Origin of the sequence: Desulfosoma caldarium (genome assembly GCF_003751385.1) — a bacterium.
In the GTDB taxonomy this organism is placed as follows: domain Bacteria; phylum Desulfobacterota; class Syntrophobacteria; order Syntrophobacterales; family DSM-9756; genus Desulfosoma; species Desulfosoma caldarium.
In genome coordinates, this window is sequence record NZ_RJVA01000001.1 from 17,653 (window position 1) to 35,783 (window position 18,131).

At 56.1% G+C, this 18,131-nt stretch carries 12 protein-coding genes, 2 pseudogenes and 1 riboswitch; of the genes and pseudogenes, 8 read left to right on the forward strand and 6 right to left on the reverse strand.

What is annotated here, in order from left to right; all coding sequences use genetic code 11:
- Nucleotides 1–78: 78 nt before the first annotated feature.
- The gene (locus EDC27_RS00085; RefSeq protein ID WP_123288593.1) at nucleotides 79–1,983 is read left to right on the forward strand and encodes a B12-binding domain-containing radical SAM protein; all 1,905 of its coding nucleotides are present in this window, start codon (nucleotides 79–81) and stop codon (nucleotides 1,981–1,983) included.
- 173 nt (nucleotides 1,984–2,156) lie between these two features.
- Here EDC27_RS00085 and EDC27_RS00090 read toward each other — a convergent pair whose 3' ends face one another.
- From EDC27_RS00090 to EDC27_RS00115, 6 genes are all read right to left on the reverse strand, one after another.
- Nucleotides 2,157–2,954, reverse strand: a complete 798-nt coding sequence (locus tag EDC27_RS00090; protein ID WP_123288594.1) for a sulfide-dependent adenosine diphosphate thiazole synthase — start codon at nucleotides 2,952–2,954, stop codon at nucleotides 2,157–2,159.
- A 26-nt stretch (nucleotides 2,955–2,980) separates the two neighbouring features.
- Nucleotides 2,981–4,258: a phosphomethylpyrimidine synthase ThiC gene (gene thiC, locus EDC27_RS00095; protein ID WP_123288658.1), complete on the reverse strand. Its 1,278-nt coding sequence runs from the start codon at nucleotides 4,256–4,258 to the stop codon at nucleotides 2,981–2,983.
- A 108-nt stretch (nucleotides 4,259–4,366) separates the two neighbouring features.
- Nucleotides 4,367–4,468, reverse strand: a riboswitch (TPP riboswitch).
- A 30-nt stretch (nucleotides 4,469–4,498) separates the two neighbouring features.
- Nucleotides 4,499–5,191: a DUF166 family (seleno)protein DfsP gene (dfsP, locus tag EDC27_RS00100; protein ID WP_123288595.1), complete on the reverse strand. Its 693-nt coding sequence runs from the start codon at nucleotides 5,189–5,191 to the stop codon at nucleotides 4,499–4,501.
- A complete protein-coding gene (locus tag EDC27_RS00105; RefSeq protein ID WP_123288596.1) occupies nucleotides 5,188–6,909 on the reverse strand; it encodes a glutamine--tRNA ligase/YqeY domain fusion protein in 1,722 nt (573 codons plus the stop codon). Before EDC27_RS00105 ends, dfsP begins: the two co-directional genes overlap by 4 nt.
- An 8-nt stretch (nucleotides 6,910–6,917) precedes the next feature.
- Nucleotides 6,918–7,490: an NUDIX hydrolase gene (locus EDC27_RS00110; protein ID WP_123288597.1), complete on the reverse strand. Its 573-nt coding sequence runs from the start codon at nucleotides 7,488–7,490 to the stop codon at nucleotides 6,918–6,920.
- 71 nt (nucleotides 7,491–7,561) lie between these two features.
- Nucleotides 7,562–8,206 carry a DnaJ domain-containing protein gene (locus tag EDC27_RS00115; RefSeq protein ID WP_123288598.1) on the reverse strand — a complete coding sequence of 215 codons (645 nt, stop codon included), beginning with the start codon at nucleotides 8,204–8,206 and terminating at the stop codon, nucleotides 7,562–7,564.
- A 138-nt stretch (nucleotides 8,207–8,344) separates the two neighbouring features.
- Here EDC27_RS00115 and EDC27_RS00120 point away from each other — a divergent pair, with 138 nt between their 5' ends.
- The 7 genes and pseudogenes from EDC27_RS00120 (at nucleotide 8,345) to EDC27_RS00150 (ending at nucleotide 17,912) form a co-directional block, all read left to right on the forward strand.
- A complete protein-coding gene (locus EDC27_RS00120; protein ID WP_123288599.1) occupies nucleotides 8,345–9,874 on the forward strand; it encodes a YifB family Mg chelatase-like AAA ATPase in 1,530 nt (509 codons plus the stop codon).
- A 102-nt stretch (nucleotides 9,875–9,976) separates the two neighbouring features.
- The gene (locus EDC27_RS00125; RefSeq protein WP_123288600.1) at nucleotides 9,977–12,385 is read left to right on the forward strand and encodes a penicillin-binding protein 1A; all 2,409 of its coding nucleotides are present in this window, start codon (nucleotides 9,977–9,979) and stop codon (nucleotides 12,383–12,385) included.
- 8 nt (nucleotides 12,386–12,393) lie between these two features.
- Nucleotides 12,394–14,379 (forward strand): ATP-dependent DNA helicase, encoded by a 1,986-nt coding sequence (locus EDC27_RS00130; protein WP_123288601.1) that lies wholly within the window; start codon nucleotides 12,394–12,396, stop codon nucleotides 14,377–14,379.
- A gap of 152 nt (nucleotides 14,380–14,531) precedes the next feature.
- Nucleotides 14,532–15,503, forward strand: a complete 972-nt coding sequence (locus EDC27_RS00135; RefSeq protein ID WP_123288602.1) for a universal stress protein — start codon at nucleotides 14,532–14,534, stop codon at nucleotides 15,501–15,503.
- Between the two features lie 93 nt (nucleotides 15,504–15,596).
- On the forward strand, nucleotides 15,597–16,040 hold the full coding sequence (locus EDC27_RS00140) for a DUF4442 domain-containing protein (protein ID WP_123288659.1): 444 nt from the start codon (nucleotides 15,597–15,599) through the stop codon (nucleotides 16,038–16,040).
- Between the two features lie 175 nt (nucleotides 16,041–16,215).
- A pseudogene (locus EDC27_RS16830) lies at nucleotides 16,216–17,094 on the forward strand (CoA transferase subunit A).
- 13 nt (nucleotides 17,095–17,107) lie between these two features.
- Nucleotides 17,108–17,912 (forward strand): annotated as a pseudogene (locus EDC27_RS00150) (CoA-transferase subunit beta).
- Nucleotides 17,913–18,131 lie beyond the last annotated feature (219 nt).

The following is an 18,131-nucleotide window of genomic DNA, read 5'->3' on the forward strand; positions in this document are numbered from 1 at the left end:
GATCCGGGTGAACCAGCGACCTGTATCACTTTGGCGATTTTTCCGCAATCGGTTCCTTCAGGAGGTCTCAGCCGGTCCATGAACGTCGTTTTACTGCAATTGCCCGTCCAGTCCCACGACTATTCCTATCCCATAGAGAACATGGCTCTGGGCGCTGCATACCTGAAAGCCTACGCTGAATCCGTGTTGCCCGACGTGCGCATTGTGCTCGGCCCCAAAAACCTTGTCAATTATGGCGGTGACGCGGCTTTGGAAGCGTGGATCGTGGCACAGCAGCCGGACCTGGTCGGGTTTAGTTGCTACGTATGGAATGTGGAACGATCCCTGGCCATAGCACGTCGTCTTCGAGCCCGGTTCCCTCACGCTCTCATCGTCGTAGGGGGCCCCGAGGTCACTGCGGAAAATGAGTTTCTAAAGGCCGCCGGCGGTTTTGACGTGGGCATCGTGGGTGAGGGTGAGGAAACGTTTGCCACCTTGCTTGCGGCGCTCTCCAACGGCCATTCGACCATAAAAAATCTTCCCGGGCTTCTGCTTCCCTCCTCCGGCGGATGGCATTCCACGAAACCCCGCCCTCCCATACATCACCTGGACGCCATTCCCTCGCCGTATTTGTCCGGAGCCCTTTGTCCTTCAGATGCCAGAACCATGCTTTTGGAAACCGTGCGGGGCTGCCCCAATCGTTGCACTTATTGCTATTACCACAAACGGTTTCCTCGAGTGCGAAGCTTTTCCCTAAACCGTCTTCGACAGGAGCTTATTTGGGCTGCACATCATGGTGTTACGGAAATCTATTTTGTGGATCCTTGTTTCACGCGACGAAAGGACCTGGCTGCTCTTTTGGAAGCCATCGAGGAGGCACGCCGCCTTCACGACTTCACGTTCCAGTGCGAGTGCACCGCCGAAGACATCACACCGGCTCTTGCCCACGCCTTGGCTCGAGCTGGTCTGAGCCAGGTCGAAGTGGGCTTGCAAACGATCAACCCCAAAGCTTTGGCACGAATTGGCCGTCATTTTGATCGAAACCGGTTCGTGGCTGGCATTCGAGCTCTTCGAAACGCCGGCATTCGCGTCATGGTGGACATTATGGTCGCCCTTCCCGAAGATTCCCTCACCGATTTCCAAAGAAGCCTGGATTTTGTTGTGGATCACGATCTGTACGACGAACTGAGTGTCTACACGCTGAGTCTTCTTCCCGGCACAGAATTGCGGCACCACGCCGCGTCCCTAGGGCTCCATTACTGCCTGGATCCCCCTTACCACGTGATTCGAACACCCCACATGAGCCCCGATGACATTCGACGCGCCTATGAATATGCGGAAGCCGCGAGTGGGGTGGATTTTTTTCCACCCGACCGGCCACCCATTTTAGATTCGCCTAATGTGCACCACCAGGGTTCTTTTCTGGCAGCATTTCCTGTGGAAAAAACTTTGGATCTCTTTGGTGACCAGCACGCCACGGACCAGAACCCCACCCTCGGTGGGTACACCTCGGTGGGCCAAGCCCTTGCGGTTTATGTATCTCAGGACACGGTCGAATCCTTGCAAGACCCTGCAGTTGTTCAAGTCCTCTTGAGCATTTTTAAAGAAAACCCTTGGACGCTTCTGAGCTTTGTCCTCACGCCAAGAGATCGCCACTTTCCGTGGACGGCTGTGTTTGATGTGGCGCAAAAGGTGCTGGCCCTCCGCGCTCATGTAATGGATCGCGAGGTCTTTTCCACCTTGGATCCGGTAAAGTCCGTCCAGATCTTCGCCCTGATGCCCGTCAAGGCTTCTCAGAAACTCCTCGCGCGTTTTCCTGTGATCGATTTTGCAACTTTGCAGAAGCCCCACGACGCTTCACAGTCGACGTCCCATCAGGCGTGGGTCGGAATTCCCGAACAGTCTTCTCCCGAAGAGGATGCCTTGTGGATGGAAACCCTGTGGTCCATGTTCCCATCGCACATTGCCCACGTTCGCCTGGGTGACGGAGAAATCTTTTCCTGAGCCCGCCCCTTTCATAACGGGCGTAAGAGAACTCTGAATCTGTGAGGGCAAAAAGCTTCGGCGGACACGGTCTTGAAGGCACGACCTTTCGGCCGTCCTTCAAAACGCGGATCACAGGCGCCCGGTCCCTTGACGGTGACGATCCTACAGGTGAGAAGAAAATGTTCGCGTCTTCAGGAACTCTCTTTGGGCAGGGATTCGAGATAGGCGAAAACCAGTTCCGCCACCTTCTTTCCCGAAAGAAGCATCCCCCCAAAGATGGGCCCCATACGGGGTCCCCCAAAGGTGGCATTGGCGGCCATGCCCGCTACAAAAAGACCGGGAAACACGTCACGGGTGTTTTCCAACGTGAGCCGTTCCGCCTCATCGGACCACATGGACTTTTCCCCCTCCAGCGACCCACTGGGCGTCTTCAGCCTTCCCGGCACCTTTTTTTGCACCACGCTGACCACTTCCGTGTCATGCCCGGTGGCGTCGATCACGGCCCGGGCGCGAATGGCCAAAGGGTCCACATGCAAGCCGGCCATGTTCACAGCCGTCCAATTGACCACAAGCCCCACAATGCCTTCAGGCCGCATCACCACATCTTCCACACTGAGGGCGTTGAAAATGGGTGCACCCGCTTTCACGCACCGTGAAGTGAGGGTGGAGGCCGTTTCCACGGCATCCGCTGTGTAGTACCCTTCCTGGTAAAGCCGCGTGCTCACCCCAAGCTCCTCCAACACATGGCAGGCCTCTTCCTGGACCACGATTTCGTTAAAAAGCATCCCTCCTCCCCACATCCCGCCACCAACACTGAGTTTTCTCTCAAAGACAGCCACCTTCTTTCCGGCCGAAGCCAGGCAATAGCCGGCCACAAGCCCAGCAGGACCCGCGCCCACAATGGCAGCATCCAGGTTCAAAATGCCCCTGATCTTTTCAAAATAACGGTCGATGATCGCTTTCGTGATGATTCTCTCATCCAAGGGCATGCCGATTTCCTCCTCTTTTTTCGGATTCACCCCATGGCCGAGACGGACAGTTTGACGGCGCATAGCTTGCCGCACATGGTGCACCCTTGACGATCCTCTGTGACGTGCAACCGACGTTTGACCAGTTCGGGGTCCAGCGCTGCCGTGACCATTCCCTCCCAATCCAGGGTTCGGCGGCACTGCGACATGGCACGGTCCTGGGCCAGCGCCTGGGGAATGCCCTTGGCCAGGTCGGCAACATGGGCCGCAATACGGGCCGCCATGACACCTTGATAGACGTCGTCTTCATCGGGTAGTCTTAAGTGCTCTGCCGGCGTGACATAGCACAAAAAGTCCGCTCCCGCCGCTCCGGCCAGGGCGCCGCCGATGGCCGCCGTAATATGGTCATAGCCCGCAGCAATATCCGTCGGAAGCGGCCCAAGGACATAAAAGGGTGCGCCATCACACAGCTTTTTTTCCAAATGCACGTGGGATTGAATGTGTTCCAAAGGAACATGGCCAGGCCCTTCAATCATGACCTGAACGCCTTTGTCTCGTGCCCTCTGGGCTAGTTCCGCCAAAACGAGCAGTTCTTCGATTTGAGGCCCATCGATGGCGTCTGCGATGGCTCCCGGCCGAAACCCATCGCCCAAGCTCAGGGTCACATCGTGCGCATGGGCAATGTCCAGCAGCGTGTCAAAGTCTTCATAGAGCGGGTTTTCCTTGTGGTTACGGCGCATCCACGACAACAGAATGGACCCCCCACGACTGACACAGGGCATGATCCTTTGAAAATACTCAAGCTTTTTTGCCGATGCCCGCGTCACACCGCAGTGCACCGTGATGTAGTCCACTCCCTGTCGGCATTGGGTTTCAATGCCGGAGAAGAGATCGTCGGGATCCATTTTTTCTAGGGGAACACCCCGCCGAACCATGTCCGTGGCAACCGCATAGATGGGCACGGTGCCGACCATCGTGCCCGCCTCCTGCAAATACATGGCGCGAAGCGCCTCCAAATCGCCCCCTGTGGAAAGGTCCATAACGGAATCCGCTCCGGCCCGTATGGCCGCAGCCAACTTGCGCCGCTCCACAGTCATGTCAGCACATTCGCCACTGGCACCTAGGTTCGCGTTGACTTTGGTGCGCAGCCCTCGGCCGATGGCGCGCACCGTCGCAAATTCGTGATGCCTGTTCTTGGGCAAGACGGCGTGCCCTTTGGCGATCAGATCGCGCAGCTGTTCCGCCGTCACGGGTTCACCTTCGACGGCGCGACGCATGGCATCCGTCACGATGCCGGCCTTTGCCTCGTCAAGTTGTGTGCGCATGGTCTCCTCCTGTGGAATGTGGAGGAGGGGCGGCAACACGTCGGAGACCCTGAGGTGTGCAAGAACATGAAAAAAGCCGCTTGAATAGCGGCCGGCGGGATTCCGATGAGAAGCTCCGTTCGCCAATCCCTCCGCCAGCATGACCTGGATCAGGTTCAAGGGGTACCTTCTCAGCCCTCGCCTTTCTCGAGGACGCCCCCTGGCGATCACACATATGTTTATCAAATCATAAACACCAAATCAAACACAATCCTCCCCACCCAGCGGGGTGTCATCCGAATCCTCATGACGGGAAGGGGTCATGCCGAGGGCCTTTAAGGCGCGAAGCATGGCCCTTTTATGCATGTGTCCAGCAAAATGTACAGGGCTTTTTCCATACAAAGGATCCCATCCCGAAGGGTCGGCCACGCAAAAATACTGAACCTCCAGCCCAAACCGCACCGCCGCCTCCTCCACAGGCCAACCCTCCATTTTTTGCGCAGCCTCCCAGGTGGCTCCACACGGCGCACCCCGCCGCACCATAACCTTTTTCAGGCGCCCGTTTGCCACTTCAACCTCAATTTCCGGAGCACCAAACCGCTCCTCGTACAGCCCGAGCCGACCTGGCCGAGACAGGCCGCAGCAGGTGGGAGGAGTGTAGACGCCCAAGGCCTTCACTTTTTTGCCCGAGGCCACCACGGGAATCTTTAACGCCGCGCATCTTTTGGCCAGATCCTCGGAGAGATCCGGATGTCTTAGATAGTCCAACACCAAATCTGCCCGAATGGTCTTGGGGAGATAGGGTTGTGTGTCATCCAAAACCGGAGGAAGAGGCTCATCGATATTGACAACCTCCAGGGCATACAGCCCATCGCCGTACTTTCGAACGCCCGCGATCTTCGGCTCTCCACTGCCTCTTTGTTGAAAGACCCATATCTTCTGCGGCCGATTCATTTCGACTCCACCGAATGTCCCTGGTTTAGGGACTTTTCAATTTTAGCCCAGGTATCTTTGAGGGACACGATGCGATTGAAAACCAACCGCTGCGGAGAACTGTCTTGAGAGTCCAAACAAAAATATCCCAGTCGCTCGAACTGATACGGCCGCCCCAAAGGAGCGTCGCGCAAGCTGGGTTCCACCCGGCATTCTTCAAGCACTCGAAGGGACTCGGGATTAATATAGTCCAGAAAAGTTTTTCCGGGCTCCGTGTCATTGGGGTTTTCTTTGGTGAACAGACGGTCGTAGAGGCGGACTTGAGCCGTCAACGCATGGCGCGCGGAAACCCAGTGAATGGTTCCCTTAACCTTGCGACCATCGGGAGACCACCCGCCACGGGTGGCGGGGTCGTAAGTGCAGTGAATCTCCTGAATCTCTCCCGAGTGCGGATCCTTGACCACGTCCACGCACGTCACATAGTACCCATATCGCAAACGCACCTCTCGTCCGGGAGCCAGGCGGAAATACTGCTTCGGCGGATCTTCTCGAAAGTCGTCCCGTTCGATGTACAGTTCCCGGCAAAAAGGCACGGTTCGAACCCCCATGGTGGGGTCTTCGGGATTGTTGATGGCCTCCAACGCCTCTGTTTTGTCTTTTGGGTAGTTCACAATCACCATCTTCAGAGGGTGCAGCACGGCCATGACCCGTGGAGCTCTCTTGTTGAGATCTTCCCGCACACAGTGCTCCAACAGAGCCATGTCCACCATGCTGTCCCTTTTTGCCACGCCGATGAGTTCGCAAAACCTGCGAATGGCTTCGGGTGTGTAACCTCGACGGCGCAGGCCGGAAATGGTAGGCATTCGCGGATCGTTCCAGCCGTCCACCACGCCTTCCTGCACCAATTGGATCAGTTTGCGTTTGCTCAATACCGTGTAGCTCAGGTTCAAACGCGCAAACTCAATCTGCTGAGGATGATAGAGGCCCAGAGTGTCCAGGAACCAGTCGTAAAGGGGACGATGATCTTCGAATTCCAACGTGCAGATGGAGTGGGTAATGCCTTCGATGGAATCGGACAAGCAGTGGGCAAAGTCGTACATGGGGTATACGCACCACGTGTCCCCCGTCCTGTGATGGGACGCTTTCTTGATACGGTAGATCACCGGATCGCGCATGTTGAGGTTGGGAGAAGCCATATCGATTTTGGCTCGTAGAACATGTTCACCTTCGTCAAATTCTCCGGCACGCATGCGATGAAAAAGATCTAAATTTTCTTCCACGGACCGTTCCCTGTACGGACTGTTGCGTCCCGGTTCGGTGAGGGTTCCTCGATACTGGCGGATTTCTTCGGTGCTCAAACTATCCACATAAGCTTTTCCCAAACGAATAAGCTGCACGGCATACTCATAGAGTTGCTCAAAGTAATCCGATGTATAATACAACCGATCCCCCCAGTCAAAACCCAACCAGCGCACGTCTTCCTTGATGGATTCGACGTATTCCACGTCCTCCTTGGTCGGATTGGTGTCGTCAAAACGAAGATTGCACAACCCATTGTATTCCTGAGCCAAGCCGAAATTCAGGCAGATGGATTTGGCGTGCCCGATATGCAGGTACCCGTTGGGTTCGGGAGGAAAACGCGTATGAACTCGCCCACCGTACTTGCCCGTTTTCAGATCTTCTTCGATAATTTCTTTGATAAAGTTGGATGCCGTCGCGACCTGTTTTCCCGTGCTCATACCCCCCCTCATAGAGAAAGAACGCCTGAGACCCCGGGGTCTCGAGTCCATAGAAAAAACTTCCATAAAGCGGCAATAATCAGGGCATGAGAAATCTTGCCCTGCTCGACAAAGCCGGGGATCTCACTTATGGCATAGGTAACCACTTCAATATCTTCCATGGCATCAGGTTGTGGATCCTTGTGCGGTGCGGCATTCAGAGCAACAAAAGTATAGCAGCGGTTGTCTTGAATGGCCGGATTGGGAAAAGTGAAGCCAAGGCACAAAAACAATTCGGCCGTATAGCCGGTTTCTTCCAACAACTCGCGCCGTGCCGCCGTTTCCGGGCTGTCACCTTTTTCCACCACGCCTCCAGGAATTTCCAACGTCTCTTCTCGAACGCCATGGCGCCACTGGCGCACGAAAACCACGTGCCGTTTGGCTGTGACGGCAATAACATTCACCCAATCGGGAGCTTCCAGGACGTAGACGTCATGTTCCTTTCCTGTCCTGGGAGAAACCACTCGGTCTCGACGAAAGCCGAAAAGGGAGGAACCTTTGAGGCGTTCGCTACCCAATATGGGCCACGCTCGAACGTTCATGAAACGCTTCCTCTTGAGCACCGCGGCACAGACCCAACAGGCCAGGCCTTAGGCGAACAGGCTTTCGAGAGCTAGCCTTCAACCACGTGACACACGATCACCAAGTCACCCGCCGGCCCACCCGGTCGAAATCGATCCCCCGCCGCAGGGATTCTCAGCCGCATCTCGTGCACACATCCGGCCGGAATCGCCACAGTGACCGTGCACAATTCCAAGATTTCCCCGCTCCCACCGCAGCGTTGGCAGACCTTAGTCCCGGTTCCATGGCCATTTGGGGCGCATTCCGGGCAAAATACGCTGCGCTCATACGAGATTTTCTCTTGAGTTCCCGAAATGGCCTTGTTTCGGGGAATCTCTAGGTCATACCGAAGGTCCACGCGGGGTTGATAGAAGTCGTGGCGGGGTGCTCCACCCAAAAGGTCTTGGAATACCTCGGAGACGGCTTCGGCCATGCCCCATGACCAATGAAACACAGACTGCCGCGTGCCGTTGCTTCGATTGGTGTAACCGCACTGCTGATCGTAGAGACGTCTTTTTTCCGGGTCCGAAAGCACTTCGTAAGCATCGAGAACTCGCCGAAATTTTTCCGCAACTTCAGCGCATCCGGGGTTGACGTCAGGATGCCATCGCAGCGCTTGACGGCGAAAGGCACCCTTAATCTCTTCTTGGGATGCCTTGGTGGACACACCTAGTATGCTATAATAGCACTCTCTCATATCTCGCAGTTCCTTGGACACAGCAAGTGCGTCATGCTTTCAAACCCTGCAGCCGCCTCAATCGGCGAACGCAAGGGATCATAATGCGGCTGCCCTCTGAAAACAAGCCGCAACTGGGGGAAAGGAGACAGTAGCTCCATGGTGGCCAAGACGTTTGCTTTGGGCGTTTTGGGAATTCAAGCCTTCCTGGTGGAAGTGGAAGTGGATGTGGCCTCCGGGCTTCCTTCCTTTACCGTAGTGGGGCTTCCCGACAACATTGTTCGAGAAAGCAAAGAACGGGTCAAAAGTGCGCTGCTCAACTGTGGTTATCCTTTTCCCATGGACCGCGTCACAGTGAATCTGGCACCGGCCCATCTACGCAAGGAGGGAGCCGCCTTTGACTTGCCCATCGCCATCGGCGTGCTGGCCGCCTCCGGATTTTTGGACCCTATGGCCGTGGCTCGGCCCATCCTTGTGGGAGAACTTTCCTTGGACGGCCGCGTTAAGGCAGTCTCTGGCTGTCTTCCCATGGCCATACGAGCCCGGGAGCTGCGCCGAGAGATGTTGATCGTTCCGGTGGACAATGCCCGGGAAGCGGCTGTTGTGGATGGAACACAGGTTTTTCCTGTTCGTCACCTGGCGGAGGTGGTGGAGCACTTTCGAGGTGCCCGTCCCCTGACTCGGCTGAACATTCCTCGCGCCGACCTACTTTCTATGAGTGAGGACAATTCGCTCGATCTGGCGGATGTGAAGGGGCAGGAGCATGCCAAGAGGGCTTTGGAGGTGGCGGCGGCCGGTTCGCATAACCTTATGCTCATCGGGCCGCCGGGATCCGGTAAGACCATGCTGGCGCAGCGCCTGCCCACGATTCTTCCCCCCTTGAGCCTGGAAGAATCTCTGGAAACTTCCCAGATTTACAGCGTAGCCGGCCTGCTTCGCGATCAGCCGCTTCTTGCGCGCCGTCCCTTTCGCCATCCTCACCACACCATCTCCGATGCTGGGCTCATCGGCGGAGGCCATGTGCCTCGACCGGGCGAGGTGAGCCTTGCCCACCATGGTGTCCTTTTTCTTGATGAATTTCCGGAATTTCGTCGAAACGTGATCGACCTTTTGCGCCAGCCCTTGGAAGACGGCCACGTGACCATAGCGCGAGCCGCCATGACCCTGACCTATCCGGCTCGGTTCACGCTCGTCGCCGCCATGAACCCCTGTCCGTGCGGCTTCGCCGGAGACACTCGAAAGCCCTGTCGATGCTCGTCCTTGGAAATTCAACGCTATCGAAACCGCATCTCCGGACCGATTTTGGACCGCATCGACTTGCATGTGGACGTTCCAGCCGTGTCCGTGGAAGATCTGCAAGGGACATCCCGCTGTGAATCGTCCCATGACGTGCGGCAACGTGTCATGGCGGCTCGAGAACGCCAGAGGGCTCGATTTCGCCGAACCAACCTCCACGCCAATGCGGCCATGGGGCCCAGGGAAGTGGAACGATACTGCACACTGGATTCCCAGGGAAAACGCCTTCTTCAGGAGGCTATAGCCACCCTACATCTCAGTGCCCGCGCCTACCACAGAATTCTCAAGGTGGCCCGAACCATTGCGGATCTTGAAGGATCCGAGACTATGGCCCATCACCATCTGCTCGAAGCAGTGCAATATCGAACCCTGGACCGAACCTTTTGGTCGTAAAACCGAAGATTCTTACTTTCCCTGGAACCTATTTCTGGCTAGCATAGCAATACTGGCTCAAAATCATCGGCAAACATCAGGGATACTGAAAAGCGATCGACCATGGAGTACCGAAAGACAAACCCCTCCCAACATGGTTTTCCTCCTTTGCAGCGCCCCTACCGCGTGGGCAAACTTATTGCCGCCGGGGCCGTCCTGCTGATTTCTGGAACGCTGGCGCTTTTGGCAGCCACCGCGGCCTACTTTCAGCTAGAACGATCTCTGCCCAGCATTCAGTCCTTGCGCGATTACCGGCCCTCCATCGTCACCACCATGTATGCGGCGGATGGCACGGTGATCGGAGAATTTGCCGCCGAACGCCGATACGTTCGCCATCTTGAAGAATTCCCTCGCCACGTGATCCTGGCCTTTCTTGCGGCTGAAGACGCCAACTTTTACGAGCACAAGGGCCTGGACTTCGGGGGCATTGTTCGTGCCATGATTAAGAACATTGAGGCAGGGGGCATCGTTCAGGGCGGCAGCACCATCACGCAGCAGGTCGTTAAGACGTTCCTCTTGTCCCCGGAACGCACTTGGGTGCGTAAGCTCAAAGAGGCTATTTTGGCGTACCGCATCGACCGTTCCATGACCAAGAACGAAATACTCTACTTGTATCTCAACCAAATCTATCTAGGCGCCGGCGCCTACGGCGTGGAAGCCGCCGCACGCACCTATTTCGGCATCGGCGCGCGGGATCTGAGCATCGCTCAAGCTGCCCTTCTTGCCGGTCTACCTAAAGCTCCAAGCCGATACAGCCCTTTTCAGAACATGGACAAGGCTCTGAAACGACAACACTATGTTCTGGACCGCATGGTGGAGGTCGGTTTCCTTTCCCAGGAAGAGGCCTTGCGGGCCCGCCAAGAACCTTTACATCTCATGGAGCCCCCCGCAAGGGCTACCTATCCCATGAACAGTTTTACGGAAGAAGTGCGACGCCTCATGGAGCAAAAGTACGGGGCTCGCATGCTTTACCGAGAAGGTTTATCCATCCACACCACCATGGACGTGCACGCGCAACGTCTGGCCGAAAAGGCCATTGTGGAAGGACTCCGCCAGTTGGACAAGAGGCACGGGTATCGAGGTCCGCACGGGCACGTGGCGGATTCCGAAGCCGCCGATTTTTCTGAGGTTTTGGCAAAGAGATATGCCACTCTGAGCTCGGGCGACGTGGTGGAAGCGATGGTGATGGGCTGTGAGTCCCAAAAACGCCGGTGCCGACTCGATCTTGGAGCACAACGGAGCGCCGTGCTGAACCTCAAGGCCGCACCATGGGCGGCCGGCTATTTCTCGTCGAGACGCCACCTTTTTTCCAAAGGGGACCTCATCTGGGTGCGTGTGGAAGCGCAAGGTTCCGACACGACCCCGTGGCTCGTTTCTTTGGAACAAGAGCCGCAAACCGAAGGCGCCCTGCTGGCCATGAATCCTCAGACGGGACGCGTGGTGTGCATGGTCGGCGGTAAGGATTTTTCCAAGAGCCAATTCAACCGAGCAACCCAAGCCTATCGCCAACCGGGCTCCGCCTTTAAGCCCATCATCTATGCTACGGCCTTGGAAAAAGGTTCCACCGAGTCATCCATGCTCATCGATTCGCCCATCATCAAAGAAGACCCGAGCCTGGTGGGGCCATGGAAACCTGCCAACTACGACAATGCTTTTTGGGGGCCCATCACACTGCGCGACGCCTTGATTCATTCACGCAATGTGGTGGCTATTAAACTTTTGGAAAGCGTGGGCATTCATGAGGTGCATGAGATGGCGCGGCGGCTGGGCATTCGATCCCCATTGACTCCAACCCTTTCCTTGGCTTTGGGCGCTTCAGGCGTCAGTCTGTGGGAACTGGTCACCGCCTATTCGGCCTTTGCCGCTCAAGGCCTGCGGGTCGAACCCTACATGGTGGAAGCCGTCTATGACCGCAACGGACGGCTTCTGGAAAAGCACCAGGTCCGCCAAGAAAGAGCTTTGTCCGCCCAAACGGCCTACATAATCACCGATATCCTACAGGGGGTGATCCGAGAAGGCACGGGGCGCTCGGTGCGAAGCATTAATAGACCGGCGGCGGGAAAGACGGGAACCACCAATGAGATGAAAGACGCATGGTTTGTGGGCTATACGCCGGAACTGCTTACAGGGGTCTGGGTGGGCCACGATGACCATCGCCTGTCCTTGGGACCCAAGGAAACGGGCGGCAGAGCGGCTGCGCCCATTTGGCTGAGCTTCATGCAAGAGTATCTGCGGGAGACCCCGGCGGAAAACTTTCCCGTTCCGGAAAACATCGTCTTTGCGAAAATCCCTAGTAAATCTAATAAGTCTCAGGCCGAAAGGGGCCGAGAAACCTTTGCCGCTTTCGTGGAAGGCACGCAACCTAAGGGGCCTCAAGACATGCCGTTCTTGGAGGGGCCCTCGAGCGAAAGCGCCGCCGAAATCACATCCGGTTCTTTCTTTAAATCCGATCTGTTTTGGGGCAACAATTGAAACCGACCATGCCTGAAGGCCTTTCCCTGGAGTCTTTTTTCTCTTCGAGCGGCCTCCTTTCCGGCTTGTTGGCTCGATATGAGCACAGGCCGTCGCAGGCGGCCATGGCCAAGGCAGTGTGGCAAAGCTATATGGATGGCGTGCCCCTGGTGGTGGAAGCCGGCACGGGCACCGGCAAGACCTTTGCCTACCTCATTCCGGCGCTCTTGAGCGGCCGAAAAACCGTGGTGTCCACAGCCACCAAGGCGCTTCAGGACCAGATTCTCGACCAGGACATTCCTTTCCTCACGCGTCATTTTTTTCCACAAGCCCGCGTGTGTTCCCTCAAGGGCCGCAAAAATTACCTCTGTCTGCGGCGGTTTAGGGAATTTGCCCACCAGCCGTCGTTCTTGAACCCTCACGAGGCCAAACTTTTCGGCGCACTGCATCAATGGGCCGCGGAAACGAAAACCGGAGACCGCTCGGAGCTGGACTGGCTTCCGGATCACTATCAAGCCTGGAATGAGATCACCGCAGGGGCAGAACAGTGCCTGAACCAGCAATGTCCCCATTACGGGCAATGTTTCGTTCAAAAAAGTCGCCTTCAGGCCGCCAAAGCCGACCTTCTCATCGTCAACCATCACTTGTTTTTCGCCTCCCTCACCATGGAAGATCGTGGGTCGGGGGATTTCCTGTCCGCTTTTCCTGCGGTAATCTTTGATGAAGCTCACCATGTGGAGGATGTGGCCGGCTTGTTTTTTGGCCATCAATTCTCAAGCTGGTCGGTGGCCGAATTGACTCGCGACGTTCTTCGAGCCTTGGCCCATGCAAAGGTTTCAGCGGATTTTCGAAAAAACATAGCCTCCGCACTGGAACATCTGGGTCGACGGACCAGAGAGGCGGCTAAGATCCTCAGCGCGGCCGCTGGACCTTTGAGCATGCGCCAACGCCTGGACCTCGGCGCACCCACATCGCCTCTTCCAGCATGCGCAGCGGCACTTCGCGAAGCTTTGAAAAACCTTGGCCAGCTTGTCCAACAGCAGGCTGGCGTCTCACCCCTCTGGGAATCCTTGGAAGCGCGGTGCCGTGCTCTGGACTGGAACCTGGAGCAGATCCTCGGCCAGGAAGATCCGCACTTGACCCATTGGTACGAAGTTCACAATCACCCCGTGGGATTTACATTGCGCGCCACTCCCTTGGATGTCGCGCCCATTCTTTTGGAAAAGCTTTTCCATCCAAAGGAAACGGTGATTCTCACGTCAGCCACCCTGGCTACGGTAGAAAGCAAACGCCCCAGCTTTCACTACATTCGGGAACGCCTGGGTGTTCCACATGAGGGGCGCGAACTTCAGGTACCCTCTCCCTTTGCCTTTGAAAAACAGGCCGCCCTTTACATTCCCAAGCCTTTTCCTTTTCCCCATGAGCCCTCATTTTGTCAAGCCATGGCCCGGGAAGCGCTCAAAATCATGGACAAGACCCAAGGGCGCGCTCTTTTTCTCTTTACGAGCTACCGTCACATGCACGAGACGTATCGCCTTTTGGCCGACCAATTGCCGTTCCTGCTGTTGTGTCAAGGGGAAAAACCCAAAAGAAAACTCCTTTCTCAGTTCAAAGAGGATACGCACTCGGTGCTTTTGGCCACCTATTCATTTTGGGAAGGTATCGACGTGCCAGGACACAGCCTAAGCTGCGTGCTCATCGACAAACTCCCCTTTGACGTTCCTAATGATCCCATCACTGCTTCACGGGTGGAAAGACTTTCCCAGGCTGGACACAATGCCTTCTATCGCTATCAAGTGCCTCGAGCCGTTCTGCAGCTCAAACAGGGCTTCGGCCGTCTGATTCGATCTAGGCAGGACAAGGGCGTGCTGGTGCTCTTTGACACGCGGGTTCTGACCAAGCCCTACGGGCGTATCTTCTTGGAGAGCCTTCCCGCAATGCCCATCGTCCATCGCCTGGACGCCATACCGGAGCATCTTCTATCTTTGAAGGATCTTAACAGTTCGAATTCATAAACCAACTCCCTAAAATCTTGCCAAAAAAGAAGTGCGCCTGGGTTTTGCTTTTAAAGATTGGTTATAATTCATCAAGGCAGACCCAAGGATTCGTTGGATTCTTCTGGCTCATTGACGGCCAAGGCAACCACGATTGAAAAGGAGGGGACGCGATGGTGCCATCCAATCACAAGTGTTTCCTTGTGGCCGCGGACGGCTCCGAGCGCTGTCTTGAAGCGGCCAAGCGTTTCGGACAATTTTTCAAGGATCGCAGGGATTGCCATTGGACGATTCTTCACTGCGTGCAGCAGCACCTCATGTTGTACCCCGGCGAGCTCTGGGATGCGGACACGTCCCTGCGCGTCGCCAAGACGACTCAGGAAAAAATCTGCCACAGCATTACGAACCGATACCGTGAAGTCTTCATGGAACTGGGCTTTGACGAGGATTCCATCGACACCGTGTGCCGGTTGGATTCCTGGGACCCCGGCCAAGACATTCTCAAGGTGGCCGAAGAACGCAAGATTGCCAGTATCGCCGTCGGCCGCCGGGGCCTTTCCCCTGCGGAAAACATTCTCATTGGCAGCGTCTCCTCGCGCGTGGTGCAGTACGAACAATACCGAACGGTGTGGATCATGGACCCGGACGCACCGCCCACAGGCCATGTGCTCATTGCGGTGGAATCGCATCCCGAATGTCGCGCTTTGACTTACTATGCCAATGAATGGATTGGTCCGACGCCTGGAAAACGCTACACTTTCCTCCACATTTTGCCCCCCGTTCCGCCGGCTCTGTGGGATGACGGCCATATCTTGGATGAACAGGAGCGCGCGGCACGGCACTCATGGAAACGCCACTGGGAGGAGGAAAAGCGGCGCCAGGTGGATCAGTTCATGGACGAGGCTCGTGAAGTCCTGGGCTCACAAGGTATTCCCGACAGCGCCATTGAATGCCGCATCCTTCCCCTGCAAAAGGGGGTGGCTCGCGACCTGCTGGCACACATGGAAAGCGGCAACTACGAAGCGGTCGTCATGGGCAAACGCAGTCTTCGCGAGAAAAAACCCTTTCTTGTGGGAAGCCATGCCAACAAGGTCCTGCAGCACGCTCGCAAGGTCCACTTGTGCCTTGTGGGCAGAGCGTGCTGAAGGTTTTCCAGATCGGTCCTTGACAACGAGGCTTCGACCACCATAATGGCTTCGATTTCCGCGACCTATCGCGCTCTCGTCGGAGGTTGTCTCATGAACCATCGCATGTTCCATTGGCTGCTCAATCTCTATCCCCCATACCTCGGAGCCGGCATTCGCGTGCGCCGCGTTTCCCCAGATTTTCGGGAAATTCTTGTGGAAATGCCCCTTCGGTTCTTCAACCGCAATTACGTGGGCACCCATTTCGGTGGCAGCCTCTACGCCATGGTCGATCCCTTTTACATGCTCATGCTCATCAAGAATTTGGGCCCCGATTACATCGTCTGGGACAAAGCCGCCACCATCGACTTCGTCAAGCCCGGCAAGGGAACCGTACGGGCCCACTTTCAACTCGAAGAAAAGGTGCTTCAAGAGATCAAGGAAAGAGTCCAAGAACGGGGAAAGTTTCTGCCCACCTTCACCGTCGAAGTTCGGGACACTCAGGGTGAGGTGGTGGCTCGAGTGGAAAAGGTTTTGTATGTGAGGAGAAAAAAGTGAGGCGCGCCAAGCCGGCGTCACGTCCTCACGGCTGATGATGTCACCAGTGAACGGAAGGAGGAAAAAGCCTCGATTGGTGGTTTCAGCAGAGACTCGTAAGGAAGCGGCGATTCGTTCTCCCAACGGGAGGAGACTCCCGTGCGACAGCTCCTGTGCGGAATGGAGTGAATCACTCCTGACAAGCAGAACCAAGAGAATCCGTCTTAGCGAAGCCGCCGAAATCATTAAGGACGGCACACTACTCACCTTCTCAGGTTTTACCATAAGGCGTCGCCCCTGCGCGCTGGTCTATGAACTCATCCGACAAAAGCGTCGGCATCTTCACTAGATCGAAGTCAACAGCGGCCCTCACTCGGAATTCCTCTACGAAGACTACAGCCATGCGAGCTGGCTTTCCGATTTCATGCGGCCGCTTCTGGCATGCCCTTCATGGCCACGCAGACCTCCCTGGGAACGGATATTTACAACCCAGACGACGACATGCTGGGGCGAGCAGGACTGAGAAACGGCAAAAACCCCGAGATTCCCCGTAAAAAGTACCACGTCATCGACGACCCGTTTTTTGGCGACGGCTGACAAATCCTCGTCCCCGCAGCCAAGGTGGACGTGGCCGTGCTGGCCGTCCAACAGGTGGGCGATGAGGGCACGGCGCGCATCGCAGGGCAATTCTTTACGGACCCTGAGGTGGCTCGTGCGGCGGACATCACCATTGTCATCGCTGAGGAAATCGTTCCCGAAGAGTACCTGCGTCATGAATCCCATCTGAACAAGTCTGAACAAGATCCCCAGCTTTCAATTGGACTACATTGTGGAATGCCCCCGGTGCGCCCACTTAACAGGCGTGTAATGGTTCTACGACCTGGACGGCGAGTTTCTTCGCAACTTTTACGTCCAGACGCGAAACCAGGAAGGGTTCAACGAATTCGCCAAGGAATGGATCTTTGGCTTGAACCACGACGGCTACCTGAACAAGCTCGGCGTGCCTCGGCTCACCCGCCTGAACGCCAACACGTTCTTGAACTACAGCACGCGCGTCGATCGGGGACGTTCGTAAGAGGGTATCTGCCATGAAAGACATGAAGCCTCCAGCACAGCCTGGCGAATACAGTCTCAGGGATCTCATGACGCTGGCGGCGGCCCGCGAAGTGCGGGACAATGAAATGGTTACTGCCGGCAGCGGGATGCCCATGATCGCCATTATGTTGGCTCAAAGGACCCATGCCCCGCGCCTCAAGCTCATCTTTGAGGCCGGAACCCTGGATGGACGCGCCAAAGAGCTGCCCACTTCCGTAAGGGACCCGCGCTGCGAAGTGGGGGCTTCCGTGGCCTCAGGACTCTACGAAGCCTTAAGCATCGTTCAAAGAGGCGACGTGGACTTGGGATTTTTAGGTGGCGCCGAAATCGACGAGTACGGCAACGTGAACACCACCGCCATCGACGATTACTTAAACCCGCTACTTCGGCTCACGGGAAGCGGCGGCAATCCCGATACCAACTCCTTTGCCAAACGCACCGTCTATATCATGGTGCACGAAAAGGCATTTTCCCAAAAATGTCAGCTACATCACAAGTCCAGGATAGAGCGTCAAAAACTGGCCATCCGGCCAATGGATTCATCGCCGAGAGCTCTGTGGCGCGGCTTTTCGTGGTGGGCCCAGCGCCGTCATCAGCACAGCCGGCGTCTTTCGTTTTGATGCAGAAACGGGTCGCATGTATCTGGACACCTACCATTCGGGAATGAGCCCCGATAAAATTCAACAGATGTGCGAATTTGATTTGGATATCTCGCGGGTAAGCGGCGAGACGGTACCCCCGACCTATGAAGTGATTCACCTCATCCATGGGGTCTTGGATCCGGACAGATCTTTCTAACTAAACCTCGAAAGGACTAGCCTTCGAAGATTCAATGGAAAGCCAATAAGGAGTGGAAAAAAGAGGGACCCGCGGCTCGGCCGAAAGATGAAAAGGGCCTCGCTTTTCTTGAGCCGTGCCTTCCTTTTTGCTTTAGTCGCCTTCATATCAAAGAAGACACCTCTAGAGCCCCATGCTTGATGGTGGATAATGAGGGGCAGGGCGGTGAGATGGGCAAGT

What these genes read in the sequence shown, in the direction of transcription:
- EDC27_RS00120 (WP_123288599.1), top strand. Translation starts at nt 8,345, where the DNA reads ATGGTGGCCAAGACGTTTGCTTTGGGCGTTTTGGGAATTCAAGCCTTC.
- EDC27_RS00090 (WP_123288594.1), bottom strand. Translation starts at nt 2,954, where the DNA reads ATGCCCTTGGATGAGAGAATCATCACGAAAGCGATCATCGACCGTTAT.
- EDC27_RS00115 (WP_123288598.1), bottom strand. Translation starts at nt 8,206, where the DNA reads ATGAGAGAGTGCTATTATAGCATACTAGGTGTGTCCACCAAGGCATCC.
- thiC (WP_123288658.1), bottom strand. Translation starts at nt 4,258, where the DNA reads ATGCGCACACAACTTGACGAGGCAAAGGCCGGCATCGTGACGGATGCC.
- dfsP (WP_123288595.1), bottom strand. Translation starts at nt 5,191, where the DNA reads ATGAATCGGCCGCAGAAGATATGGGTCTTTCAACAAAGAGGCAGTGGA.
- EDC27_RS00110 (WP_123288597.1), bottom strand. Translation starts at nt 7,490, where the DNA reads ATGAACGTTCGAGCGTGGCCCATATTGGGTAGCGAACGCCTCAAAGGT.
- EDC27_RS00085 (WP_123288593.1), top strand. Translation starts at nt 79, where the DNA reads ATGAACGTCGTTTTACTGCAATTGCCCGTCCAGTCCCACGACTATTCC.
- EDC27_RS00135 (WP_123288602.1), top strand. Translation starts at nt 14,532, where the DNA reads ATGGTGCCATCCAATCACAAGTGTTTCCTTGTGGCCGCGGACGGCTCC.
- EDC27_RS00105 (WP_123288596.1), bottom strand. Translation starts at nt 6,909, where the DNA reads ATGAGCACGGGAAAACAGGTCGCGACGGCATCCAACTTTATCAAAGAA.
- EDC27_RS00130 (WP_123288601.1), top strand. Translation starts at nt 12,394, where the DNA reads ATGCCTGAAGGCCTTTCCCTGGAGTCTTTTTTCTCTTCGAGCGGCCTC.
- EDC27_RS00140 (WP_123288659.1), top strand. Translation starts at nt 15,597, where the DNA reads ATGAACCATCGCATGTTCCATTGGCTGCTCAATCTCTATCCCCCATAC.
- EDC27_RS00125 (WP_123288600.1), top strand. Translation starts at nt 9,977, where the DNA reads ATGGAGTACCGAAAGACAAACCCCTCCCAACATGGTTTTCCTCCTTTG.